The following is a 22,764-nucleotide window of genomic DNA, read 5'->3' as shown; positions in this document are numbered from 1 at the left end:
ACTGTAATGTGATATATGTATTAATAAATCACTTGTAAATTAATTATATATATTAACTGCCTCTCTACATTCAAAATCGATATATGTTGATATCCTAAGGAATAGAGCCAAAAGCGAGTTAGATCTCTGTAATTTTCGGTATGGTTAGCTGAGGTGAAACTTGCTTTATTACATTGTGCAAGTCAACAACGCATCCTACTAAGGCATTAGGTGGCGACGCTCTTAGCGTATCCAATAGCTTGGTATAGTCTGCATCGTCTTGATATCAGTGTGACCGAGCATTTTGGAAACGATCTATATGGGTATATTATTCCTAGTGTACCGTAGTCGAAAAGGTATACCTTGACATCGGGAAGGTGATTTCCTGATCTATCATGAACTTATCTGCGAACTCTTTCAGATAACTGTTTATCTTTCTTCGTTTGTAGGTCAAATGTTGCTTCGAAACGGGCAACGATATCTTGCGGAAGAATATGGGCTTTTGCCCTTTGAATTATCGGTATTGCAGCCTACACGAACTATCTGTGAAAAAATAATGAGCTTAGTTCGTTTCTCGTATACGGAAAGACCCTTGGATGATCTAAAGAAAAAGATAAGACATCTCTACGATTTACATCAACTTATGAAACAAGCTGCTTTCTGTACTTTCCTGCAGTCTGTTGAGTTCGAAAGGATGTTGTTACAGGTTGCCTATGATGATAAGTTGAGCTTCAGAAACAATAATATGTGGTTAGTCCATCATCCGGTTGATGCCTTGATTTTTAGACATTTGGAGGTTGTTTGGAGAGAACTTCGATTTGTGTATATCAATGACTTTGGGCCGTTGGTATTTGGCGACTTACCAAAGGAAGAAGATGTGCTGTCTACTTTAAGAATAATACGAGAACGATTATTGTTGCTCGATTGGGCAATCAAGATAAATTAATTGTCTATCAATTTTTAAAATACGCGTTGCATATCGCTATAGTTCTTCGATAATAGATTCACCAGCAGATTGATCGCCTGATGTCCATTGCCAGGTTTCGTGCAAGCGTATTTTTCCATTTGCCAAGATCTCCGGTGTGGATCTGCAGATACCGGTCATCAATTGTCCTTCGGTATTGACTTGGTGGTAGCGCATATCAATTTCGCCGGCCTGATTGACAATGCCGATTAGATGTCCGCTGACGATCTTTCCGCCTTGGTAGTGCGCCGTTAAGATCTGCCCTACCTGTTGGTAGTGAAATATCGTTTCTGCTGAGGTTTCCCCATTATCACTGTTTGCTACGGCGCAGAAGCACTTGTCGTTATAATTTATCATTGTTACGGTATCCAAATTTACTACTTCGAGTTTACATCCTAATAATAAATCCCTCTACCGAGCAGTAGAGGGATTAATTCTCCCCGAAAGGATTTTCATAAGCATGAAAAATTACTTCTACGTTTTTGTTGTTGTGATTTTTTGATTTCGGTCAATAGTTTTCATAAGCAGAAGTAAAATAACGGCATTGTTTGATCGAATATAATAAAAATAATGAATGCTACAAATTTTTTATAAAAAGATGGAATAAACCAATACGCTTTTAAAACTAACTTCATAAATTCTTGTTCTATTGAAAACGAAGGAAGATGGAAGAGCTAGCGCTAACAAAAGATATAGTAAAGGATTTAATCACCCGTGGATACCACCTGCTTGTCAATGGGGTTCGTCAAAAGATAGACGGTGATTTTTGGGAATTTATCGTGCGTGTAGACGAGGATGCTTGCGTGTTGGTCTTGGAAGACTTGCTACTCTGGAAAGACAGGGAGCTGCAGCTTGTCGGCCTGGTTGCCTAGCGGTGTATACCGAGACGGAATTTTTCCCGATCTAACTGCTTGTAGCAGGATGGCAGCCTGTCGCAAACCCATATGCCTTCGTGCAACCGCGCCCCGCGGAACGCTTATTTTTGGTATATGATGCTCTTCTCTTGATATCAGTCTGCTTTTCTTGGTAAACACAACGATATTTTTTTAAATTTGGCTACTATGACAAATAATCTGAAAAGGCTACTACGCGCTGTTGTGGCGATGCCGCTTTTGGGTGTAAGCATGACTTTCGCTCAATCTTCTTCAACTCCTCCTTTAACGAATGCTTCTTCCTTCTCCAAAACATCGACCTTGCCGTCCATTTTTCCGACCCCTGTGTCGATGGAACTGGGTAAAGGCAACTTTAGCTTAGGGAAATCGGTGGTATTGGTTTCTTCGTCAACGGTTGATGCGGGCAGCAGCGCATTGATTGCGCGCGTGCTTCAAGATGCCGGCGTAAAAACGGTGAAGACCGCCAAAAAGATTCCTAAAAATATAGATGGCACCTACATCTTGCTAGGCACGCATGCTGATGCGCAGGTGCTGGATGCCGTAAAACAACTAACAAGCTCGGTAGATACGGCCGCAAGTGGTTATACCTTGGCCAGCAAGCCTGTCGGCGACGGCGCAGTGATCGCGCTGCTGGGCAAAGACGCAGACGGCCTTTATTATGCCGCCCAAACATTCCGGCAACTGGCTGCGCGGACAGCTTTCCCAGCATTGGTCATCAACGACCATCCAGCATTGCCCATCCGTGGTACCATCGAAGGTTTCTATGGTAAGCCTTGGTCCATGCTGGAGCGTGAAAAGCATATCAACTTTTTGGCTACCCTAAAGGCCAATACTTTTATCTATAGCCCGAAAGACGATCCCTATGCACGTGATCGCTGGCGCGAGCCTTACCCTGCTGCCACCTTGAAAGAGTTGGGGCAGCTTGCTGCGGTGGCCAAGAACAACCACATCAACTTCGTGTACGCTATTTCTCCTGGACCAACGGTGTGCTTTTCCGATCCGAAGGATCTACAGGCGCTGCTCGCCAAATTTAAGGTACTGCGCGAACTAGGTATCCGTAGTTTTTATGTTGCACTAGACGATATCGAGTATAAACAGTGGAACTGCGAGCAAGATTCGATTACTTTTGGTCCTTCAGGGGCCGAGGCTGCCGCTCGGGCGCAGGCACATTTGCTGAATGCCGTGCAAGCCGATATCAAAAAGGTTGATCCAACAGCACCTCCATTGATTATGGTGCCTACGGAATACTATGACGCCAAGGAAACACCTTACAAAGAAGCCTTGCGCAAGCACCTTAACCCTTCAATTGTAGTGCAGTGGACAGGAACAGATGTTGTACCGCCGGCCATTTCTATTTCCGACGCAAAGGCGGCTACCAAGGCCTTTGGTCGCAAGACTTTCTTGTGGGACAACTATCCAGTGAATGATTATGGCGAGTCGAGTGGCAGGTTGTTGATGGCGCCTTACATGCGCCGTGAATCAGGTCTTTCGCAAGAGCTTTCCGGTATTGTGTCTAACCCGATGAACCAAGAGGTGGCGAGTCGTGCTGCCGTGACGGGTGTGGTGGCTTTTGCTTGGAATGATAAGGGCTATGATGCCGACCGCACGTGGAAATTTGCGGCACGTGAGCTGGCTGCTTGGAATCCAGAGGTAAGCGAGGCTTTGCTGACTTTCTTTGATACGCAGCGTTTGGCACCAACCTTTGGTACGCATCCTTGGCAGGCACAGGCGCCTCATTTAAAAGCTATCTTGGATGAAGTAGAGGATGTTATCGCCTATGGCGATGTCAACAGCCGCAAAGCGGCAATTGCAGCGCTGGCACAGCATGCTGCTCGTTTTGCAGATGCGCCGAATGTGATCCGCAATGGGCATGTAGATAAGGCTTTCCTTGCCGAAGCGGCTCCTTGGCTAGATGCCATGGTATTGTGGGGCAAGGCTTTGGCGTCCACAGCGGCAGGGCTAGAGGCAGCCGATAGCGCAGATGCAGCAGCAACGGGTCATTTTGAGCAGGCTAAAAAGTTTGCCGCCGAAGCAACAGCAATACAATCTATCCCGGGCGCTACCCGTGTAGAAGGACCTATCAAGCTGGCAGATGGTGTATTGGATGTTTTTATAGCAAAAGCGCCAGGCCTCATTAGCTATTAATAGTAATCCTTTGGCTATCTTCATTTGATGAGGATAGCCAAAGGTTTTTTTAGGACCTGCGCATCCCGGCGTATCAAATCATCTGCATGCCTGTGCAGCGCTAAACGCTTATCCGCTTTAAACAGATGGCTTGACGATGGTATACCAGTTGCAGGCTATGTCGTCGAAGTTGAATGTTTCCACGAGATCAAATCCAATCTTCACCAAAATTTTGTTGGAACCTACATTCTGACAATCTGCAATGCCGTGAAGTTTTTCTAATTTCATATCGTTAAATCCGTAGTCCAAGGAAGCTTGTGCAGCCTCGGTAGCGATACCTTTACCCCAATGACGGCGTATCAGCCTATAGCCCAAATCATAGAAGTTCCGCTGTCCGTTGGTTTCCTCCGTGACGTATTTTAAGCCAGCCCATCCCATAAACTCATTGGTTTCCTTATCCACTATGGCCCAGCGTCCGATACCGTAATCTACATATTGCTTCCGGATGAAATCGATCACGGCTGCAATCTGCTGCTTATCCTGTACGGGCTTATTGCCTAGGTATTTATGTACTTCAGGATCCGAGTCTAATTCAAACATACCCTCGATATCGCTGGGCACTATTTCTCTTAAAATCAGTCGTTCTGTTTCTGCGTAAATTTTCATGGTTTCTTGTGGGGCTATGTAGGCGCTTCAAAGGAGCGAGATATGCTTACAAGGGTTGCGCGTGCAACATCTCCCTACGGATATGGTCTTCCTTTTTCACGTCGTTGTACAAATATAAGCTGTTATCTTTCAATGTAAACTTAAAAGAGGTGGTTTTGTCCGAAATCCGTAAATGGATGGAGTCGGCAGAGGCCTTAAATGTTCCGTTGCCTTCGGCAGATTGGAAGGTGCCATCGGGAAGGAAAGTAAAGACAGTAGCCTCGGATTTTGCCGAGTCCAGCCTGTTGAGAAATGCGCTATGCGCTGATCCATCCAAATTCAGATATAGGCGCTCCTCGGCCACAATTTTCCATGCTTTGTAAAGCTCCTGATCCTGCTGCTGAACCGTGAAGACTGTCATAAAGCTTGCAAAGAGTAATTGAAGATTAAAGATCATATCTGTTGTTTTTCGCTATGCTTCAAAAATAATACCTTTCCTGCGTCCTTCGCGCATAAAATTGTTTGGTAAACCTTCCAAGAGGTCTATCTCCCTAAGCTGAAATACTTTGCAACAAACTTAGCATCTACCTGATTGTTGGGGTATTGCTTGCTAAGGTAATCTACAGCTGAGGAGGGGATTAAGGTGAGATACAGACCCTAGGCAAATAGCAAAGATGGTGCAATGCTTTCTCCGTAGCTTATAATTTAAGTCTTAAAATTAAGAAAAATAAATTTATCTTCGGGAATTGGTCATTAATTCTTGAATTTGTTCACGAGCGTGTGCGCATTTTCTATTTTTAAATTGGCCGGTTTTTTGGTAGGACTATAGGAATGAAAAAACTGATTTATCTCGCTGTTGCTGCGCCGCTTTTGTTGGCTGTTAGCTGTACGAATACCGCGCAGACGACGGCGAATGTACCGCAGCAATCGCCTGCTGATACGATGGCACAGCTGGACGAGCCTGCTGGTAATCCCATTGACTTTGATAAGACGGCGGTGCTTCGCAGCACCTATGTCGTAGACCGAAATGGGGCGACCATGCGACAGCAGGCTAGCGAGGATGCGAAGTCGTTGGGTGTTTTTACCTATGGCAGCAAGCTGGACGTGATCGAGGAAACGGAGTCTTGGCTTGGTATACGCGAGCGCATAACGCGGGAATTTACACGTGATGGCAGCCAAATTGAAAGTAACGGATGGGAAAAGGTATATGTCTTGAAAAGCCAAACGGGTGCCGTGGGCGCGATTGCGCTAGTACCGGCCGACCTAGCGGTGGTTTCGCTGCTCACGGTGGGCGAGGAGACGGAGCAGCATGAAGACGGTAAGCGTCTTGGCAAATACTTGGAACTGGAATTGATAGATAAGGGATTGTTTGATAGCAAGAAAGGCAGCTCGGTAAATTTCCTTTTGCAGGATACGCTTGCGCACCAAAAGAAAAATGGTGTCCTCGAATTACCCGCGCAAAGCAAAACGGTAAGGTATGCTGATCGAGCCAATGCGGAGGAGGATGAGCAATATTTTCAATACCTAGGGCAGGTGGAATTTTTAAACCAGTTCCTCATCAATGGGCAGTATTGGGAGAGCCTGAACTATAGGTTTATCGACAAAACGAGTGGCGAAGAGACACAGGTTTTTGGCGAGTACCCCCATATCTCGGCCGATAAGAAACATATTATCTGCATCTATGCCAACCCCTACGATATGACGGCCGACTTAGAGCTGTATTCCATTTCTGGCAACAAGATCAATAGGCTGATGGCCGCGAGCTTTAAAAATTGGATGCCCAATGGTGAGCAGACGGACATGTTCTGGGCTGCCGACGGCTACCTGTATACAGCCGTAAACCATGTTAATGCTTTTTGGAAGGCCGATGGAAGCCTGAATGATGCGTTTCAGTACGTGCGTATAAAGCTGTTGTAGGTATTTGCTTGAAAAGCGCGTCCCACATATTTTAGAGGATCATACGCTTTGGGAACCAATATATAGCAGGAAAAAGCTACTGCTTTTTCCTGTATTTTTTGATATTACCTTCCTTGATATATTCCAGTTTACCCTCCTTGCAATAGCCGCTGAGGTATACCGAAAACTTGTTGCTCTGCGACTTGTCGTAGTCCAGCTTTTTCAGTACTTCCGACACCCGTTTCGGGAAATCGAAAAAATCGGTATGCACTACTAGGTCATCCAATTTGCGCGTGCCTTCGATCCGTCGCTTAGACTCGGGTGGAAGATCGTAGAGCGGTTCTAAATCAATATTGTTGTGCAGGATGTCTTTGGGTTGTATTTTTAGGGCGCGACAGATCAACAGGAAATTATTGAGCGTAGCGCCCTTTCCATTTTCAAAAGTCGAAATCATATTGATCGTCAATCCGGTCATGTTGGAAAGATCTTTCTGCGAATAGGATATTTCCTCGCGCCGCGACTTGATGTTGATCCCAATTTCTTTTAGAATCTCTTTGTTGATCGTACTCACATACCAAATAAAAATAATTTTGGAGTCTTTATGTTACATATTTATTTGTAACATATTTTGTGCAAATAAAAATATTATATACATTTGTTGTGTAGATATTTTTATAGGTGCTTTATAACTAGTGCTTTTTAGGTTAGAATTTGCTTGAAAAGCCAAAAGTAAAAGTTCTTTGATGTATGGCTATTGATTGAACGTTTTTCCTGCGAAGGAGATGGAAATATATGCAATGAGGCTGCTTGTGACGCTGCAAGGTGAGGATATTGCTCACTCACCAAATACGTCTGCACGTACTGTAGGCATAACGCTAGATTATGGAAGAGCTCGCTTCCACCTATCGTTAAGCTTAGGAATTGCGCCATGCTTGGCGCTTCCCAAAGCAGATGTAACACAATACATCTTTTCCTAATAAGTTGTTTTTATCCCTTATCGCGAGGTCATGGCTGCGGTTTGTTCGATCAATATCCCATACCTCATCGCATTATGCTACTTTTTGATAGGCCCTGTAGATCAATTTTAGATGCTCAGCCGTCTGCCGCAGCAAGCGGGGCCGGTATCGTTAACTAACCAAGATGATGATTATGAACAACACATCGCAACAACAGCAGCCCCAAGAATTTATCGCTTTGCTCCAACGCGGGGATGTGCGTGGGCTCAACTTTTTCTATGATCGCTTTTACGGCTTTCTCTATCGTAGAACATTGCGGGCAACGCAGGATGATGCGGTCGCAGATAGCCTATCGCAAGAGGTATTGCTGCGCTTATGGTTGTTTCGGGAGCAGGTGGATACAGTGGAGGGCATCAGCAGCTTCTTGAAGGTGCAGCTGCGATCGGCTATACGCAACTTTTTCGAGAATACGGAGAATAGATTCCACCGAAGCTTCCTAAGGCTGGATGGCATAGCCGATGCGCAGGATATTTTACTGGGCTATGAAATGGATGATAGCCAAGCCGTCGAGTCGGCAGATCTAGACAGAGAGGAAGCAGAGAAGGAGCAACACCTGCAAGAATTGCAGCTGCTGCTACCCAATTTGGATGGACAACAGCAGCTGTTTATCAAGCTCTGCATCCAATATAGCTTCAACTACGAGCGTATAGCGCTGTCTTTGGGCGGCATATCGGCGCGCGAGGTGGCGCGGCAGGTGGAGAAAACCATCGATCGCCTGCGATCTATTACGAATGGCGCGCAGAAAATAGCGCAGGCACCTGCGCTGGCGAAGCTGTTGGCGACGGATGATCTGGATGCGGTACAGCAGCAGATCTTCCAAATGCGCTATGAGCGGCAATGGTCTTTTGAGCAAATATCGGAGGCATTAACGATGGAGCTAACGATGGTGAAGAAGCTTTTTGTGCAGGCACATGCGAGGCTAAAAGCGGCAGGAAAAAAAAAGGTTAATACGTAGGACAATGGAAAAGCAAACGATTATTTTGACGCGTAAGATCCAGATTTTGGTGGATTGCAAGGATAAGGAGCAGCGCTCAGCGCACTTCGAACGCTTATTTTATTGGCAAAACACGGTGTTTCGTGCCGCCAACTTGGCCACGACACATCTGTTTGTTCAGGAGCAGATCAAGGATTTGGTCTACCTGCATGATGATGTCAAGCTCAAGCTCGCCGATGTGAAGAAAGATGCGAACGGCATGCTTGTCTGTTCGCAATTGGGATCCGCATATCGCCTGTTGTCTTTCTATTTTAAAGGGCAATTGCCTTCCAAAATTATGGCCGCCCTAAATATATCGATAAACCGTCTTTACAAGAGCGATCGATTGGCGTACTGGAAAGGGGAGAAGTCTTTGCGGAATTATCAAAAATATATGCCCATCCCGTTTAGTGGCGATCAACTGAAGCTCAGCAAGGCCGAGCATGGTCGCAATTTTAAGTTTGTGCTCTTCAAGATTCCTTTTTGCACATTCCTTGGCAAAGACCGGTCGGATACGCCGGCACTGCTGCAAAGTGCCCTCGCCGGGCAGATCAAGATATGTGCCAGCGCCATCCAAATTCTGAACGATAAGCTGTTCTTGCTGCTGCGGTTCGAGCAGCCCAAGCAGCAGCATGAGCTCCACGAGCATATTATTGCCGAAGCTTCGCTATCCGTGGAGCAGCTTATTACGGTATCTATCGATAGGGAAAAACATCAAATAGGGAACAAAGAGGAGTTTCTCTACCGCCGCCTAGCGATACAGGCAGCGATGCAACGCGCACAACGGGCGGCCAGCTACTGCCGTGGCGGCCATGGACGTGGAAAAAAGCTGAAATGCCTCAAGCATTTTCACGACAAAGAAAAACGCTATGTGGATAATCGACTACATCTCTACAGCCGTCGGCTGATCGATATCTGTGTAAAGGCAAAGGCGGGCACCTTGCTGCTGGTCAACCAGCAGGGAAAGCAGGAAATCGCGAAAGCCGATAATTTTTTGCTGCGTAACTGGAGCTACTATGGCCTAGTGGAAAAAATTAAATATAAGGCTGAGCGAGCGGGTATACAGGTAATTGTAGAGTAGGGAGTCGAAAGTTTGAAAAATGCCTCTTAAGATGCTTTTAGCGCATGTTTTTTTTCTTTACTCGTTGTAAATGCTACGTAGCATTCGCTTGTCTTCACGTGAAAAAGTTTTGTTGACAAGCATCAGCTTATCATCGTCAACCTTTTTCTTCTCGTTGTCAGACGAATTTTTCTTGCTGTCAGGCGTTTTGTCGAGACGGATGGACATCAACATGTTTTTGCGCTATGACTGCTTTTGTTTGACGAATGACTTTTTTCACTCTTCATGTGCTTTTGTTATTCATTTAAGCATCAATGCCTGCTTGATGACATACAATAGCGCAAGAACAGGCGAATAGATTTCGCTGCCGACTTTCAACTTGTCTTTGACGGTCTCCGAAATTATTGTGACGACATTTTGTTTTGTGATTTTATCTGTTTTTGAAGTTAATTCTTGTGTCGCCTAAGGAATGCTACGTAGCATTCGTGTCTTGAAGCTAGGCCAGCTTTGGCTGATATTTGCTGTTTGCGCGCTGATATCCATCGGTATGCTTTTGAGGTTTGAGGCGTTGCTATTGATGTAGATCATTTGCTTCTTGATGTACAATAGTGCTTGTTTGAAGTGCGACAATGCTTGCCTGAAATTCGTCACTACCTTCTTGATGCGGCAGTTCGCCAAACCTTTTTTCGCAGGAGGCATTATGTCGGGCAACCAAGCAACGCTGATGTATAAAGTGCAGATCGCGTATCAGGATCTCGCTCCAATGTAGGGTGTAATTTGCTTTTCTACTGTGCTTTCCTTGGTGGATGTGTTCGGGTAGCGAGCTGTTTAATCCTTCTGTCGAGGTTTGTTTTGTAAAGAGGTATTAAGCACCTATATTTTTTTAAATAGATGGTTTACGCACAAATTTATTTTGCTTTTGTTTTCAATATGCTGTAAGTTTGTATAAATGAGCGCAATAAAGGATATATCGCAAATCTTTCCCAAACACTTATTTTGGGATGTCGATCCGAAGAATTTAGATATTCAGGATGACAAAGATTTTATTATCCCTAGAGCGCTAATCGCTACAACTGCGGAGACATTTGCTAAAGATATCCAACCCTTGGAAAAACTTTACAGCAAAATGCAAATTGTTAGAGAATTACAAAAAACAAAAGAACGCATTAGTAATGAGGTCTGTAAACTTGTTGCTCGTCGTTACCATGTTAGGCAATTTTTACGTTATGCGTAATGTCTGCTATTTCTTTAGGTCTATTAAAGACTATTCGTGAGTTACAATCTTTTGAAAGTTTTGAGGGGTCTGCTTTAGCTGGAGGTACTAGCTAATTTTTCTTTCTAACATCAAACACGATCTTCGCCCGTTCAGGATTTTCATGTGGATTAGAAATCTCGAGCTTCTCCATATGTGCAAGTTCCTTCAGTCGATAATAGAGGAAAGATTCGCCTACGGAACCATTATGGAATGTATCCCAGATATCACAAAGGGTAAAGGCAACAGTCAATGACGAATTTTGAGCTGTCTCGCTGCATCTTTTCAAAAGATATTCATCAAAAAAAGTCTCGTCGCTAGCTAAATGTTTTCCTGCATTATCAAATTGGTTAATTACGGCATCACGCGCACGAATATGCATCCAAAGTGATGCGTAAGATTGCATGTCATTTTCGCTTAACAGTTCAAAGTGCTTAGCAGCCTCCGAAATATTGTCTTCTAGCATCATCTGTAAGGAACGGATATTTAGCTTTTCTCCTTGCTCGTTCCTAAAATCCATACTATGGAAATTCAGTTTATAGATAGGTGTCGACAGTTTTTTTAAGTAGAAAAGTAGGCGTGCGGTCGTAATCTTTTCGTTGGCATCATCGCCAAGCCATAAGTAGATATGGCTATGCTGGTCGGAAAAAGAGATTACTTGCTTTAAAAGCGTGAGATTGTCATCGACAAAATTATTGCTCCCTTCGGACTCTATAGGCCCGAAAACCTTATGCATCCATTGTTTTCTAACACAAATTGCTTCAGTCTCGTCAAGCCCACATAACGGACCTTCACAAAGAGGATCCGTAAAGCTTATTATTTCAGCATGCTCTAAATCTAGTAGTTGGCTCTGCACAAGTGTAGCTTTTCCAGAGAAACCAAAAGTAATATGTAGCGCTTTTTGAGACATAGAGACCTACTTTCCTTTTAACAAGCGCTCTAGATACTCCAACTTCGCTTTTTCGGCTTCCAACAGGCGTTCATACAATTCAATAATTTTATCTAGTGGATTGATTGTGCATAGATAATTGTTATTATTCGAACTGCTATCTTGAAATGTGTTATTTATAATATTGAACACTGCTTCTTCGCTAAAATTCTCGATCGCTTCTGGCGTAACCCCTAGTATTTCGGCTACCTGTGCCAATAGGGTGGCTTCTATAGACTCACTTTTCTCGATATTGGACACGGTCTGCTGACTCACGCCCAATTCAATAGCCAAGGCTTCTTGCTTCAGTCCGCGCAGTTCGCGTATGCGGCTGATTTTTCTTCCTATATGGTTTGTCGTGTTGGTTGTATGCATAAGTCCAAAGTTAACATTATTCAGCGTTTAAGATACGAAATTTCTTGAGATGGTACAATACAAGCATATGCCGGTGAGGTACAAATACCATTGGTGGGAATAAAGATAAGCTGGTTTGATATCTGTTTTGTATGCTGTTGATTTGCTTGGGTTTAAGCTAATCAAAATATAAAACGTTATGGATAATGCATATTTTACCAATCCGGAGAGCAAGTGGGATATACCTTGGTTTTTATTGGAGGACGGAATTACGGAAGCCTTTGCGTATGATACCTACGGGTCGTTCAATAAAAAACTGTGGACGCTCCTTGTTTCCTTAACTTCCAGAGGCGATAGGAGCAGCGTGGAAAAGAAACAGTTGAAGGCGACGGTCGGCAGCCTTCGGTTGATGATAAAGGGATGCCATTATTTTCTGCACCATAAGAAACGACTGGAGTATAGCGATGAATGGATCGATATCGAATGGGTTAAAAATCCATACCGCTGTAAGAAGAAATACCGATCAAGGGAGGATGAAAGGCATAACCAGCATTTGGCGCATTTTAAGACACATTTTACGATGCTGAATAGGCGGGAAGGGCAAAACTTTGCGCTCGCTTTTGCTGATTTTTTTGGCGAGATGGATCTATGTACTTGGCTCAAGCTGTTGAAAGCTTGGAAATCGTGCATCGAAACGGACGAGTGTTTGTCGGAGCAAGGGACGGACTATGCTCCCTTGCGCACCTATGAACAGCTGTTGAAACTGCACGAGGCTTGTCGGGTAGCGCTGCTTTGGGCTGATCTTTCCTACCCTCCAGCAAACCGACATTTGCTGGAGGATTACCTTGGCTCGGAGTATGTGAACGGCTACCAGAGCGCAAGTCCTTTGGAACTCATCGGCGATGTGTTTTATGAGCGTAGTTATGCGGATATCCAAGCGAGCATACTGTCGCTCTATGCGCTGTCGTCTAGCAGCAATACGCCTTATGTTATCCCGCCCGTCGAACTGCGCGCGGTGCTGCGCTGGATATTGGAAATTGGTTGGCTGCTGTTGCAAACGGATTATTTCCCTAAGCTGTGGCTGGATGCGGATAGCATTGATTTTTTGCGATGCCCCGTTCCCGAGAATCAGCTGACGTACTGGAGTCCGAGAAACGTATCGGCCAAGGAGCGGAAAGATCTACGCAAAACCTTGTCGAAATTGTTCGAAGGTATCGATGTTCGCCGGCAGATATACCGCGTTGAAGATCGGCTTATCGCTCACTGCCATGCGCCAGCTGCCGTCGGCATGGAAGCCGATGATCTGGTAACGCGAAACCTGCTGCTGAAGACCTTGGATATACTGGCCTTGATCGCACTGGATCTGCTAAAACGTAGACGCAGACCGGATGGTATTTGTTATCCGCCGGAAAGGAAGTGATGATCTTGTAATGTGTATTGCTGGATATGCAAGCCGGATGCGGAGAATAAAGTGTTTATTCTCCGCATATTGTGCGGTAAATAATAAGTGTAATTTGAATTTGCAGGCATAGTCGCGTTAATTTCTAAATCGATCATGAACTTGGCAATAGTTACGCAATACCGCTTTGAACGCCTGAAAATCTTGATTATATCTGTTTCTCTTTGCCTTGTCCATAATCGTCCAAGTAGAGCAGTTGATGTGTAGCGTCTTCATGCTGCCAAGCGAAAAAAACACGCTGGATGAAGACGAATTGGACTGCCTTTCATATTTATCCCTAGAAAATGCAACGTAGCGAACGTCTTCCCATGCGATTGCTTGTCCTTGGAGGCTGTTGAACCAGAAGCCTTGCTCGTTTAGATAAATGATGGTCTTTCGAACGTGGATATAGAAGATCGTTTTTAAAAGAATAAACGCAAATGCTCCCAAGGAAAGTAACATGCAAGGAAGTTTTAACAAAGGATTATTAGCAAGCATCCATTGGTCTATCAGGGGTATGATACTGACGAAACCCCACAAAAGCAATGCAGAAACAGGAATGGAATATAGGATGTTTTTTAGTCGAAAAATGGGAAACTCAAAAGTGTTTATGTCGATATTATCAGCGGTATTCATAAGGTAAAGATATATTTATTCGTGCAATAAATAGCTGTTAGTCCATTTTAGTCAAACATGGCCATTAGCTTATATCCGAAATTATATCCCAAGATAAAAATGGTGGCTATCAATACAAGTATCAGTATGAGGTTTATGTTGTTGTTTTTATTCGGGTTTTCCATGTCGCTTTTATAGATAAAAACCAATTTACGAATTTTAGCCTGCATAGCCTTCCAAAATTTCAGAAACGCAGATAAGCTGGGGATTATCTAGGCGACTTTCTTTTCGTCACAGCTGTCTAAAACGGAGGTCATTGGGCTAGTATTCTTAAGCGAGCTACGTTGCTATTGCATCACGTTGCGATAGCAACATGGCCGGAAAATGACAAGAAAAAATGGAACTTGTTAATAAGTTGATATCTAGTTGTGAAAAGCTGCCATTTTGCATATGAACGATAGGTTGCTGCATTACAGCAATACGTCGTAGCACTTATACAATGGATCATTGTATATGAACAATAGCGCATTGTTCATATACAACGTCGCATTGTTTGTGTACAATAAGGCGTCGAATAGATGCATCAATCCTTTGTTGATATACAATGAGCTATTGGACAGTAACTTTGTCGCTTTGCATAGTAACAGTGTGGCTTTGTATGATAGCGATGATCCATTGTAAGATAACAATAAACCGTTGTTTCCATGCAACAATGCATCGCTCATTTTCAATACTTCATCGCTCATATGCAATACTCCATCGTTTTTGTGCGACACTTTCGTGTTTGTCCTCTCTGGCTTTTTGCTGAGGCGCCGATAGTTAATGTATGTCCTGCAGAAAATGAAGATCAACGCCGTGTGCTTACAGTAATGGAACCGTGGATTTTGGAAATCGATCGGTATATTATTGTATATGAACTTTGCTATAGATATGGGGGGTGATGATTTAGAAATGGGTAGGTATGGTTTGTTGATGATAAGGAGGGATTTGCAGGCGTGGTAGGTTTGAGATTGCTATTAAACGTTATTTTTTGGAGAATTGCTCTTGATGTTTACCAATCGCGGAATGATAAGCCCCAATTTTTAGGTCTTATCGTTCCATAAAAGGTAATATGGCCGGCAGCGTTTATATATCAGAACATCTCACAAAACCTCAACTGCAGTTCTTGACTTTGTTGAAAAGTACGATAAATCAATCTTAGGTACTTCTTATAAATTCGTTAGGATTGCAGCTAATAAAAAAGTAGGAATTGTACAAAATGGTTAAGTGAGATTACACTATTGCTACCGGAGCGACCATGATATATGAAAGTTGTTTAGCATTCATTGTTAATATTCGAGGTTTGCGCGAATCTCAGGCTGGCGAATAATGCAAGTCCGCTTTTATTTCGTCGAGTTGGCTCCATTAAAGAGCCTCTAACTGCGCAAGTAAGTGTGTGACTGCTGTATTGTCATCGATCACTGGAAGCGCACTGCTGGGATCGCCTTGAAAGCCGCTTCGTATAGTATGTAACAGCAGAACTTGCGAATTATTGTATTCTTCTTTTAAATCGATATGCGCAATGAATGTTTGCCATAATTCATTATTATCAGGTGATTTTGCTATTCGCACATTGCTATAGACATCGTTACTGAGCCTATTATCCGAAATCTCTACATATCCCTCAAAAGCGGTTTCAGTGGTGACATATTCATAGCTTTCGTACTGTGCGGTCGTTCGGCCCATTATTTGTCGGGTGTATTCATAACCTGCTGCCTCACGCCTAAATGGAATATTATAGTACGTATCGGCAATGACTGTTGGGTAGTCCTCGCCCATATAGAAAATTGTGTTATTTATTCCCCCTTCTGTGTATCCGTCTACGAAAGCACCAACTGCGGCCATCACCTGTTCTTTATTCGCAAAGTTCTTAATTCTAGAACCGGCTGTACTGTTCTGCTCATCATCTTTACTACAGGCAGTGACCGATAATAGAAGCAAAACAGCTATAGATAATTTACTCAAGATATTCATGCGTTTTATAATTTGTTTACTGATTGGTAGTTACCAATAATGATGCCGTTAATCCTTTGGTGATCTAGGTGTGTTGTTCTTCGTTTCAGAGAAATTAGAAGGCTAGCGAAAAATGTGGGGACAGACGCAACTTTCAAAAAGTGCATTGATTTAATCCTCAACCTTGTGGTCTGGAACAGTCCATATCAAATCGTCTTACGGAGGCGAGAATGAAATTACAGGAGCAATTTCCCAAGATAGACAGGATGACACAGGAAGAGTTGTATATATATTTATTAAAGAAATTACCTCTACATCTTATTCCCTACAACGTGATAAGGTATCTACAGCTTACTTCCTTGACCGATCTGCAGACTTAGCGAAGTGCCACCAACCAATCATAATTATTTCAATGCGCCACAATTCATTAAAGTGGTCAACGAATCTTTCAATAAATTCGTAACAGTACCATAAAACAAACTACTCATCCTATTAATTTGGTTTATAGATGGTGTATGGAGTTCTGGCTTTAGACTCTTCTAATGCCTTCCTTACTTTTTCAATGCCATAAAAACGCGCTATCTCGTTTTTGCCACGTTCAAAAACGCGTTGGATGACCGCCCGATACTGCTTCTGCCAGTCTATTTTGTTGATATCCGTATCCCAAAAAAGTGATGAGCGGAGAACAGAAAGATTTGGCGTGGATTGAGTTTCTTTTTCTTTGACCTTTTGGATATCGTAATAAGCCTGTAGAATTACCAAGGTGCCTTCTTCCAAACCTAGTTCCCGTTCGATTTTTAATGCCAAGGCTGTGCTAAGCCCGCGTTTGCCTTTGGTTATCGCGTTAAAGGTTTGTGGATGCTCGTCTAAAGATAATGCAAACGGTCGCTGCTTAATAGCACGCTTTTTCAATTCGCGTTCGAGAACAATCCCCGGATGTATACCTTTATATTTTTCGAACTGCTTAATCATAGAATAAATATAAACATTTTCGTTTATATAAATACACGTTTATAGAGCTGGATGCTACCATAGCTACGATAGCCACTACTTTCTATTTCGATGCCAAAAAGCAACGTGACGATGCTGTAGAACGCCTCAATATGATGACCGACAGGATATGGGATAAGGAGTACAGGATACAGGAGCTTGAGCAGGAAGGTAGGGATAAGGACAATTTGATTAGGTATGCCGATAGCACCCTTCGCGATAATACGGAGGTCGAGGCTAAGAAAATCCTTAATAAAAAAGATGACATGGGTAAAAACACTACAATAGTACTATTGGGGCTCATAGTGATCGCCTTGATAGTAAATTTGTTTTTCGGAATATTCAACGGCGATTGTAATGATATGATCGCCGCCGAGGCCGTAGACCCTAAAACGGACACGATCCCGTTAACCAGAGGCACAACCCCGAGTGGTAATTCGGTAGTCAGCTATACACCGCGCGAGGGAATTATTCCTTCGAACAACATTACCGCGGCATACAATAACTATGTGCAGGATACTTTAGGGCCTGCACCTAAAATTAAGGCTTCTGACATTAATGATCCAGATGGACGGGATAAAGGAGCTGATACAGATCAATGCTTCGGTATCCGGCCAGCTGAGCGCGGCTAAGGGAGAGATCGATTCGCTTAAACGGATGGTGACGTATTACCAAGGTAGGTACTTTACTGCTACAACGCGGGTTGATACCATTGGACGGTCCACGTTGACTTATAACTACAATACAACGCTGGATGTAGTAGCCGAGCAGAAACGGACATTCTTCAATGACTACCTTGTTACGCACATTACCTCGCCAGATAGTAATATGGTGATAAATCACGTTGAGCATTTCCGTAGGGTGACGCCAATTAAGCCTCGCCGTTTTGGAATAGGGATTCAGGCGGGGGGGGGTATAATTTTTTTAGGTTGCCGTAGGTTTGGCTTGGTGGTTTTTTGAAGGGTGGATAAATAGTACTGTGAAATTTGATCACTTTGATTTAACCATTTGTATTTAAAATTGTATTATTGTGGACGTGTAAAATATGAAAGATCCAGAAATTCGCAAATTATTTAAGGACACCGAATTGAACCATTTTTTTTACGATGGGGATTCTAGAGTGATAGACGAACTTGACCTGGCTGCAACAAAAGCAAGAATTGACATCGCGGTGGTTAATGGTTCCCTGCATGGATTTGAAATCAAGGGGGCATCTGATACCTTAAAGCGATTACCTTCACAGATAGAAGCCTACACGAAAATATTTGACTATTTGTCAATCGTAACAGAGTCTAGATATTTGGATAAAATTAAAGCAAGTATTCCAAAGTGGATAGGCCTATATGTTTGTGTTTGTAAAGGAGAAAATTACCAAATTAAAAAAATTAGATCTCCAAAATTCAATAAGTATAAAGAGGGTTTTTACATTGCTAAGCTTCTGTACAGAAATGAAATTATAGATTGTCTCGCAGAGTATCAGATTCCTTATCGGAAAAAGGATAGGAATTGGACACTCTGCGAGATTTTAGCTAATCAGGTTCCGTTAGATCAGCTCTCAGTTTCAGTTCGTAAGAAATTAAAAATCAGGAATAACCTGCAAATTGCTCTATAAAAGATGGTGAATTAGTGATATGTGATGATTTTGACTTATTTGCACCCAACTTTCTAGGCTACCCGGTTTTGGATCCTTTTTACCTTTTTCTCTAGCAATTTCCATTACACGTCCATCTCCCCAAGAGAACGTTTCACCCGAATATTCGGGTGATAATATCAACGAATTTGCAAAGTCAATAAACTGACCATGTCCGTTTGGATGATTATTAGATTTTTCACCTCTATAAATTAAATATGATTCTTCCAACGTGTATTTTACACTACAAGTGCCAGCAAAGTTAGCGTCAACGTACACGGGATTTTTAGTTCCATAGTCAGAATAAGATATAAGGTGGCTATATTCGGAAGTTGATTTCAGATTTTTCCAAAATGTCCATTCATAGCGTTCTATTAAATAAAAATTTGGAGAAGGGAGGAAGTTTGTTAAATTTTCAGGAAATGAACCAGATGAAATAATAATACTGCTAAAATCTTCCACAGCATGTAAAGATGGGATAATTTTGGTCGCTATTGTTGTGAAGTAATCCGTGTTTCCCTTATTAATTAGTCCGAAATCTAGTATGAGTAAAACTTCCGGACGTTCCAGCCAAACATCTGTTAACAATGATTCAATATTTTCGTTTATTTTTAAAAAATCTCCGTTGTTAGATATTAGTCTGATTGCTACGCGATCAATCATAAATGTAGATTTGAGCTTGTTAATCATGGTTAAATAGCGAGGATCGCTATCAATAGATATTACTGGTATTGCATTTACACCGATCAACAACAATCCATCTATAAGGTTTGCAATTTTCTCCTCATCAAACGGTTTAAATAGAGAAAAATCAATTAGTAATTCATAGTTTTTTTCTGACCAATGGTCTCTGGCAAAATCCAATACTTTTGAGTCAGTACCTGGCAAAACCTGTATAATAGGTGATACACCTCCCTTGACTTCGTCAAAAATATTTTTCAGGGCAACTAACTCGCCAGATTTAGATAATAAAATAGGGTAATACTTTTTCATAATGATAATAATTTTTTTTATGGTTTGGTATTTAATATAGGCTGAAAATCATCTTCTTCATTTAAATGAAGGTGTCTTTAAATCACAAATTACTAAAATATATAAAACATGGTTTACCATTATTATTTATTTGAAAAATGTATTGATTTATGTCAACAAATCCTATCTCGCCACCTCCCAAAACTTCATCAACCTCAAATAGGCAGGGCATTTGTCCGAATAAAATAAGCTCTCCACGTTTCCATGGAGAGCCTTGCCTATGATTTCGGCCACATGGGAAGGGCCAGAATGGAGACCAAACTTAAACGGCTAAAGAACTTTGAAAAATGATACTGGTCATTATTGTTAAAAAACTTTACTGTAGCTTCGCAAAATGAAAAGAGAGAAGCTGGTAAAGTTCGGTGAGCCGATTAGGATTATTAGAGATAGAATGAACAATACCACAGCTAGCTTTTGTCTTGTCGGATTGAGAGAAGCCCCCACGGAGTGGCCGTTTACCAGTATTCTAATATCCATTGTACAGCGGCTTACCTGAAAGATGCAGAAGGTAATGAGGTTTTGATTGAGCATTACGACGACTTTCACTTAGCAGATGCCCAAGACTAGGGGAGCTTTACAAGATTTACAGATAGGCATTTGAATAAAAAATCCCTCTATATTTAGAGCGGGTAAAAAGTGAATGATATTTGACCCATGGGGCACTAAATCATGAATATATTACAAACAAACAAGTTGTATTTAACTTTAATCTTCGGATCTGCCGTTAAATATGTCTTTTAATACTATGTAGATTATACCCAAGATATTTGCAGTAGTAGTGGTTAAAAGAGCTATTAGCACATTATCAGATAGTCTATATTTAGATGAATTGTACGCAAGAATTAGAATTACGCATGTCAGCCATAATGAAACAATACTTAGTGCCCAAAATGCAAGCCTTTTACGGAGCTGCGTGTTGTTTTCATATCTTTGATCCCTTAAATCTTCCCTTGTGCTACGTGCGTAGTTCGTTCCATTGATAAAAAGCTCCTCCTCTTGACCTGATTGAGAATCAAGTTGGGATACAGAACTCGCTTCGGGCTGTATATTATTTAGAGATTCTAAGAACCTTTCAACAGAATCATCGCTACTATCCGTTGGCATTTTTACTAGCTAATTGTTGATAATGCTCCTTGATGTCCGTTTCTAAAATTTGGAGAGAAGATCTGTTTCTGTCTTTTAAATCATTCCATGTTATATCCCACGGAGTACCTGGCATGTGGGTCTTGGCACTAAGTTGAGTTCCTGTATATTTTCCGTAAACTTTCCAGATTCTATCTAAAAACTTATCAATAATTTCACTTCCCGTCGTAACTTCCGAATCATGTTCGCAACGAATGGGCGAGTTTTTAAAGTGCTTATAACTATGATACACGGAGGGGATTACAGGTCCATATTTCCATGCCTCCGGATTCTCGTCGATCAAAGCTTTTCCCGTCAAACCAAGATACCATCCATGTGCTATATACACCAGCTTGATCAACTTCATTGGCGTTATTTTACCTTCCGCCGCATATCGGCCCAGAAAGAAATCTGCTATGTTGTTCGCTGTATACATAAGGCTAATTCTCAACTTCAAATACAAAATAATAAAATAAATTTTATAAATTATGATATTTAATAATATTTAACATTTCACCTCCCATCCCGATCGATCCACTTAACCTGCCCCAGCGATATGATCCCGATATACTTTTTCATGTGATCGTCGGTAATGCAAGAATCTTCCTCGAAATGGTAATCCCACTTTTTGCCATCACTGCTTATGCTACTGGTGTAAATGTCATTTACAAAGACGTGCCATAAGCCTTTGGGCTTTGGTAGAATCTCGACGACGCTTGTGTCGAATCGCAGAATTATCGCATCTATACAGGCTTCTTTGATGTTCTCCTGTAAAAATCCATATGCTAGCCGCCATGTTCCCTGTTCTTTACGGAATAGGTAAATGGAAACTCCATTCTTAGCTAATAAGGTTACCTCTAGACTGCCAAAGGGCTTTCTTTCCGTGGAATACTTGACATACATGACGCGACCTCTTGCGTGGACTTCTAGCGATTTCATTTTGCAATTTTACTAAAATTATTAGTATTAAATATTATATTTGAATACAATTTTTAGTATTTATTGACTAACAGCAATACACATGGAACCGTCAACTTTGGAGCATATAGGAACACAGGCGCTTACAGTAGCGCGGTATCTTCAGTCGGAGAATGCCGTCAGGGGATTGATTAAGAACAGCTTCCGAGAACATCCGCAGGCAATCCCCGAAAGCTTAGAATGGTTCGACTCGATGATGGCAGGGCTGACTAAGGAACAGATTGGAAAGTGGATGCAGCAGGGATATAACCTATTCATGGATGGGGTGCCGCATAAGACATTTGGCGATCTGTGGGAGTTCCTCGATCGATTGGATGAAGAAGGCGACAATGTGATTGTACTGGAAGAGGCTGCCCAGTGGAGTGATGCGGAGCTTGCGGGATTTTGGGATGCGCAGTGGCATAAAAAATCCCCTAGTCACCTCGCGTGATAGGGGAAAGCTGAGAAATTGAATATGTGCTATAAAGATTATTCGAATAGGTAACACGTATCCACCTGCAAAGGTTTAAAAAAAATCCCATGCATCACTGCAGGGGATTTTAAACCGTACATTTCGTTTTTACTATTTGTAAATAAAGAACAGGTTATTTCTAAAAAGGTTTTATAAAAAAGAAATCCCCAGCCTCGCGCCTGGGAAATTCAATCATAGTTTTCATCCGCTATGTGAACGTGTGGTGGGCGCAAAGGGTTTGTTTATGATAAATTATTTTAAGGCCTCAAAGTCCAACGACAAAAAATGTGTTGATTTTATACCCATCTTTGATTATGCGCAAGCAAGATATAACGCAGTGCCTTACGCAGGCAATAGCGGAACTAGAGATACAATTTCCTGAGGTAGTCGGGATGACACACAAAGAGCTATACCAATTTTTTATTGGGGAGA

At 42.3% G+C, this 22,764-nt stretch carries 27 protein-coding genes; 12 read left to right on the top strand and 15 right to left on the bottom strand.

The annotated features are described in order from the left end of the window. Positions 1 to 433 precede the first annotated feature (433 nt). Complete coding sequence (locus SCB77_RS04490) at positions 434 to 925, top strand: nucleotidyl transferase AbiEii/AbiGii toxin family protein (RefSeq protein WP_320185233.1); 492 nt, start codon at positions 434 to 436, stop codon at positions 923 to 925. 36 nt (positions 926 to 961) lie between these two features. Here SCB77_RS04490 and SCB77_RS04485 read toward each other — a convergent pair whose 3' ends face one another. Beyond that, a complete protein-coding gene (locus tag SCB77_RS04485) occupies positions 962 to 1,300 on the bottom strand; it encodes a n-acetylglutamate synthase (RefSeq protein WP_320185232.1) in 339 nt (112 codons plus the stop codon). A gap of 308 nt (positions 1,301 to 1,608) precedes the next feature. Between SCB77_RS04485 and SCB77_RS04480 the strand changes: the two genes are divergently transcribed. Next, a complete protein-coding gene (locus SCB77_RS04480) occupies positions 1,609 to 1,815 on the top strand; it encodes a hypothetical protein (RefSeq protein WP_320185231.1) in 207 nt (68 codons plus the stop codon). Between the two features lie 189 nt (positions 1,816 to 2,004). Then, positions 2,005 to 3,981 carry a beta-N-acetylhexosaminidase family protein gene (locus SCB77_RS04475; RefSeq protein ID WP_320185230.1) on the top strand — a complete coding sequence of 659 codons (1,977 nt, stop codon included), beginning with the start codon at positions 2,005 to 2,007 and terminating at the stop codon, positions 3,979 to 3,981. A gap of 117 nt (positions 3,982 to 4,098) precedes the next feature. Here SCB77_RS04475 and SCB77_RS04470 read toward each other — a convergent pair whose 3' ends face one another. Both SCB77_RS04470 and SCB77_RS04465 read right to left on the bottom strand, forming a co-directional pair. Further along, positions 4,099 to 4,626: a GNAT family N-acetyltransferase gene (locus SCB77_RS04470; protein ID WP_320185229.1), complete on the bottom strand. Its 528-nt coding sequence runs from the start codon at positions 4,624 to 4,626 to the stop codon at positions 4,099 to 4,101. A 46-nt stretch (positions 4,627 to 4,672) separates the two neighbouring features. Next, the gene (locus tag SCB77_RS04465) at positions 4,673 to 5,062 is read right to left on the bottom strand and encodes a hypothetical protein (protein WP_320185228.1); all 390 of its coding nucleotides are present in this window, start codon (positions 5,060 to 5,062) and stop codon (positions 4,673 to 4,675) included. Positions 5,063 to 5,436: 374 nt separating this feature from the next. Here SCB77_RS04465 and SCB77_RS04460 point away from each other — a divergent pair, with 374 nt between their 5' ends. Further along, entirely contained in the window at positions 5,437 to 6,522 is a 1,086-nt protein-coding gene (locus SCB77_RS04460) for an SH3 domain-containing protein (protein WP_320185227.1), read from the top strand. Between the two features lie 76 nt (positions 6,523 to 6,598). Here the strand turns inward: SCB77_RS04460 and SCB77_RS04455 are convergent, their stop codons facing one another. Continuing rightward, positions 6,599 to 7,072, bottom strand: a complete 474-nt coding sequence (locus SCB77_RS04455; protein WP_320185226.1) for a helix-turn-helix domain-containing protein — start codon at positions 7,070 to 7,072, stop codon at positions 6,599 to 6,601. A gap of 569 nt (positions 7,073 to 7,641) precedes the next feature. Here SCB77_RS04455 and SCB77_RS04450 point away from each other — a divergent pair. Further along, complete coding sequence (locus SCB77_RS04450) at positions 7,642 to 8,472, top strand: RNA polymerase sigma factor (protein WP_320185225.1); 831 nt, start codon at positions 7,642 to 7,644, stop codon at positions 8,470 to 8,472. A 4-nt stretch (positions 8,473 to 8,476) separates the two neighbouring features. Then, on the top strand, positions 8,477 to 9,571 hold the full coding sequence (locus SCB77_RS04445; RefSeq protein ID WP_320185224.1) for a hypothetical protein: 1,095 nt from the start codon (positions 8,477 to 8,479) through the stop codon (positions 9,569 to 9,571). 57 nt (positions 9,572 to 9,628) lie between these two features. Here the strand turns inward: SCB77_RS04445 and SCB77_RS04440 are convergent, their stop codons facing one another. Beyond that, positions 9,629 to 9,784: a hypothetical protein gene (locus SCB77_RS04440; protein ID WP_320185223.1), complete on the bottom strand. Its 156-nt coding sequence runs from the start codon at positions 9,782 to 9,784 to the stop codon at positions 9,629 to 9,631. Between the two features lie 228 nt (positions 9,785 to 10,012). Beyond that, positions 10,013 to 10,249 carry a hypothetical protein gene (locus tag SCB77_RS04435; protein ID WP_320185222.1) on the bottom strand — a complete coding sequence of 79 codons (237 nt, stop codon included), beginning with the start codon at positions 10,247 to 10,249 and terminating at the stop codon, positions 10,013 to 10,015. Positions 10,250 to 10,499: 250 nt separating this feature from the next. Here SCB77_RS04435 and SCB77_RS04430 point away from each other — a divergent pair, with 250 nt between their 5' ends. After that, positions 10,500 to 10,784, top strand: a complete 285-nt coding sequence (locus SCB77_RS04430) for a DUF6922 domain-containing protein (protein WP_320185221.1) — start codon at positions 10,500 to 10,502, stop codon at positions 10,782 to 10,784. A gap of 91 nt (positions 10,785 to 10,875) precedes the next feature. Here the strand turns inward: SCB77_RS04430 and SCB77_RS04425 are convergent, their stop codons facing one another. Beyond that, positions 10,876 to 11,712 carry a DUF1835 domain-containing protein gene (locus SCB77_RS04425; protein WP_320185220.1) on the bottom strand — a complete coding sequence of 279 codons (837 nt, stop codon included), beginning with the start codon at positions 11,710 to 11,712 and terminating at the stop codon, positions 10,876 to 10,878. Between the two features lie 6 nt (positions 11,713 to 11,718). Then, on the bottom strand, positions 11,719 to 12,105 hold the full coding sequence (locus SCB77_RS04420) for a helix-turn-helix domain-containing protein (protein WP_320185219.1): 387 nt from the start codon (positions 12,103 to 12,105) through the stop codon (positions 11,719 to 11,721). Between the two features lie 178 nt (positions 12,106 to 12,283). Between SCB77_RS04420 and SCB77_RS04415 the strand changes: the two genes are divergently transcribed. Continuing rightward, on the top strand, positions 12,284 to 13,504 hold the full coding sequence (locus tag SCB77_RS04415; RefSeq protein ID WP_320185218.1) for a hypothetical protein: 1,221 nt from the start codon (positions 12,284 to 12,286) through the stop codon (positions 13,502 to 13,504). A 117-nt stretch (positions 13,505 to 13,621) separates the two neighbouring features. Here SCB77_RS04415 and SCB77_RS04410 read toward each other — a convergent pair whose 3' ends face one another. The 4 genes from SCB77_RS04410 to SCB77_RS04395 all read right to left on the bottom strand — a co-directional run bounded on the left by SCB77_RS04410 (position 13,622) and on the right by SCB77_RS04395 (position 17,101). Continuing rightward, positions 13,622 to 13,984, bottom strand: a complete 363-nt coding sequence (locus SCB77_RS04410) for a hypothetical protein (protein WP_320185217.1) — start codon at positions 13,982 to 13,984, stop codon at positions 13,622 to 13,624. A gap of 623 nt (positions 13,985 to 14,607) precedes the next feature. After that, complete coding sequence (locus SCB77_RS04405; protein WP_320185216.1) at positions 14,608 to 14,883, bottom strand: hypothetical protein; 276 nt, start codon at positions 14,881 to 14,883, stop codon at positions 14,608 to 14,610. Between the two features lie 658 nt (positions 14,884 to 15,541). After that, positions 15,542 to 16,150: a hypothetical protein gene (locus SCB77_RS04400; protein ID WP_320185215.1), complete on the bottom strand. Its 609-nt coding sequence runs from the start codon at positions 16,148 to 16,150 to the stop codon at positions 15,542 to 15,544. A gap of 471 nt (positions 16,151 to 16,621) precedes the next feature. Next, positions 16,622 to 17,101 carry a helix-turn-helix transcriptional regulator gene (locus SCB77_RS04395; RefSeq protein ID WP_320185214.1) on the bottom strand — a complete coding sequence of 160 codons (480 nt, stop codon included), beginning with the start codon at positions 17,099 to 17,101 and terminating at the stop codon, positions 16,622 to 16,624. 131 nt (positions 17,102 to 17,232) lie between these two features. On the opposite strand from SCB77_RS04395, the gene SCB77_RS04390 reads away from it, so the two are divergent. The 3 genes from SCB77_RS04390 to SCB77_RS04380 all read left to right on the top strand — a co-directional run bounded on the left by SCB77_RS04390 (position 17,233) and on the right by SCB77_RS04380 (position 18,731). Then, entirely contained in the window at positions 17,233 to 17,751 is a 519-nt protein-coding gene (locus tag SCB77_RS04390) for a hypothetical protein (protein ID WP_320185213.1), read from the top strand. Beyond that, positions 17,687 to 18,079, top strand: a complete 393-nt coding sequence (locus SCB77_RS04385) for a hypothetical protein (RefSeq protein ID WP_320185212.1) — start codon at positions 17,687 to 17,689, stop codon at positions 18,077 to 18,079. Before SCB77_RS04390 ends, SCB77_RS04385 begins: the two co-directional genes overlap by 65 nt. Before the next feature lie 85 nt (positions 18,080 to 18,164). After that, positions 18,165 to 18,731 (top strand): sce7726 family protein, encoded by a 567-nt coding sequence (locus SCB77_RS04380; protein WP_320185211.1) that lies wholly within the window; start codon positions 18,165 to 18,167, stop codon positions 18,729 to 18,731. Here SCB77_RS04380 and SCB77_RS04375 read toward each other — a convergent pair. The 3 genes from SCB77_RS04375 to SCB77_RS04365 all read right to left on the bottom strand — a co-directional run bounded on the left by SCB77_RS04375 (position 18,726) and on the right by SCB77_RS04365 (position 21,842). Beyond that, positions 18,726 to 19,742, bottom strand: a complete 1,017-nt coding sequence (locus SCB77_RS04375; protein WP_320185210.1) for a beta family protein — start codon at positions 19,740 to 19,742, stop codon at positions 18,726 to 18,728. The two genes, SCB77_RS04380 and SCB77_RS04375, sit on opposite strands and share 6 nt — an antisense overlap. A 1,129-nt stretch (positions 19,743 to 20,871) precedes the next feature. Beyond that, positions 20,872 to 21,339, bottom strand: coding sequence for a Panacea domain-containing protein (locus SCB77_RS04370; RefSeq protein WP_320185209.1), 468 nt, complete (start codon positions 21,337 to 21,339; stop codon positions 20,872 to 20,874). Positions 21,340 to 21,416: 77 nt separating this feature from the next. Next, positions 21,417 to 21,842, bottom strand: coding sequence for a hypothetical protein (locus SCB77_RS04365; RefSeq protein ID WP_320185208.1), 426 nt, complete (start codon positions 21,840 to 21,842; stop codon positions 21,417 to 21,419). Between the two features lie 82 nt (positions 21,843 to 21,924). Between SCB77_RS04365 and SCB77_RS04360 the strand changes: the two genes are divergently transcribed. Beyond that, positions 21,925 to 22,311 carry a hypothetical protein gene (locus SCB77_RS04360; RefSeq protein WP_320185207.1) on the top strand — a complete coding sequence of 129 codons (387 nt, stop codon included), beginning with the start codon at positions 21,925 to 21,927 and terminating at the stop codon, positions 22,309 to 22,311. Positions 22,312 to 22,764: the final 453 nt, after the last annotated feature.

Origin of the sequence: Sphingobacterium bambusae (assembly GCF_033955345.1) — a bacterium.
In the GTDB taxonomy this organism is placed as follows: domain Bacteria; phylum Bacteroidota; class Bacteroidia; order Sphingobacteriales; family Sphingobacteriaceae; genus Sphingobacterium; species Sphingobacterium bambusae.
Note: the sequence above shows the minus strand (reverse complement) of the source record. Positions and strands in the feature narration are given on the sequence as shown.

Bases quoted from the DNA above. Each gene is read 5' to 3' on its own strand.
- SCB77_RS04490 (WP_320185233.1), top strand. From the start codon at position 434: ATGTTGCTTCGAAACGGGCAACGATATCTTGCGGAAGAATATGGGCTT.
- SCB77_RS04485 (WP_320185232.1), bottom strand. From the start codon at position 1,300: ATGATAAATTATAACGACAAGTGCTTCTGCGCCGTAGCAAACAGTGAT.
- SCB77_RS04480 (WP_320185231.1), top strand. From the start codon at position 1,609: ATGGAAGAGCTAGCGCTAACAAAAGATATAGTAAAGGATTTAATCACC.
- SCB77_RS04475 (WP_320185230.1), top strand. From the start codon at position 2,005: ATGACAAATAATCTGAAAAGGCTACTACGCGCTGTTGTGGCGATGCCG.
- SCB77_RS04470 (WP_320185229.1), bottom strand. From the start codon at position 4,626: ATGAAAATTTACGCAGAAACAGAACGACTGATTTTAAGAGAAATAGTG.
- SCB77_RS04465 (WP_320185228.1), bottom strand. From the start codon at position 5,062: ATGATCTTTAATCTTCAATTACTCTTTGCAAGCTTTATGACAGTCTTC.
- SCB77_RS04460 (WP_320185227.1), top strand. From the start codon at position 5,437: ATGAAAAAACTGATTTATCTCGCTGTTGCTGCGCCGCTTTTGTTGGCT.
- SCB77_RS04450 (WP_320185225.1), top strand. From the start codon at position 7,642: ATGATGATTATGAACAACACATCGCAACAACAGCAGCCCCAAGAATTT.
- SCB77_RS04445 (WP_320185224.1), top strand. From the start codon at position 8,477: ATGGAAAAGCAAACGATTATTTTGACGCGTAAGATCCAGATTTTGGTG.
- SCB77_RS04440 (WP_320185223.1), bottom strand. From the start codon at position 9,784: ATGTTGATGTCCATCCGTCTCGACAAAACGCCTGACAGCAAGAAAAAT.
- SCB77_RS04435 (WP_320185222.1), bottom strand. From the start codon at position 10,249: ATGCCTCCTGCGAAAAAAGGTTTGGCGAACTGCCGCATCAAGAAGGTA.
- SCB77_RS04430 (WP_320185221.1), top strand. From the start codon at position 10,500: ATGAGCGCAATAAAGGATATATCGCAAATCTTTCCCAAACACTTATTT.
- SCB77_RS04425 (WP_320185220.1), bottom strand. From the start codon at position 11,712: ATGTCTCAAAAAGCGCTACATATTACTTTTGGTTTCTCTGGAAAAGCT.
- SCB77_RS04420 (WP_320185219.1), bottom strand. From the start codon at position 12,105: ATGCATACAACCAACACGACAAACCATATAGGAAGAAAAATCAGCCGC.
- SCB77_RS04415 (WP_320185218.1), top strand. From the start codon at position 12,284: ATGGATAATGCATATTTTACCAATCCGGAGAGCAAGTGGGATATACCT.
- SCB77_RS04410 (WP_320185217.1), bottom strand. From the start codon at position 13,984: ATGTTACTTTCCTTGGGAGCATTTGCGTTTATTCTTTTAAAAACGATC.
- SCB77_RS04405 (WP_320185216.1), bottom strand. From the start codon at position 14,883: ATGAGCGATGAAGTATTGAAAATGAGCGATGCATTGTTGCATGGAAAC.
- SCB77_RS04400 (WP_320185215.1), bottom strand. From the start codon at position 16,150: ATGAATATCTTGAGTAAATTATCTATAGCTGTTTTGCTTCTATTATCG.
- SCB77_RS04395 (WP_320185214.1), bottom strand. From the start codon at position 17,101: ATGATTAAGCAGTTCGAAAAATATAAAGGTATACATCCGGGGATTGTT.
- SCB77_RS04390 (WP_320185213.1), top strand. From the start codon at position 17,233: ATGATGACCGACAGGATATGGGATAAGGAGTACAGGATACAGGAGCTT.
- SCB77_RS04385 (WP_320185212.1), top strand. From the start codon at position 17,687: ATGGACGGGATAAAGGAGCTGATACAGATCAATGCTTCGGTATCCGGC.
- SCB77_RS04380 (WP_320185211.1), top strand. From the start codon at position 18,165: ATGAAAGATCCAGAAATTCGCAAATTATTTAAGGACACCGAATTGAAC.
- SCB77_RS04375 (WP_320185210.1), bottom strand. From the start codon at position 19,742: ATGAAAAAGTATTACCCTATTTTATTATCTAAATCTGGCGAGTTAGTT.
- SCB77_RS04370 (WP_320185209.1), bottom strand. From the start codon at position 21,339: ATGTATACAGCGAACAACATAGCAGATTTCTTTCTGGGCCGATATGCG.
- SCB77_RS04365 (WP_320185208.1), bottom strand. From the start codon at position 21,842: ATGAAATCGCTAGAAGTCCACGCAAGAGGTCGCGTCATGTATGTCAAG.
- SCB77_RS04360 (WP_320185207.1), top strand. From the start codon at position 21,925: ATGGAACCGTCAACTTTGGAGCATATAGGAACACAGGCGCTTACAGTA.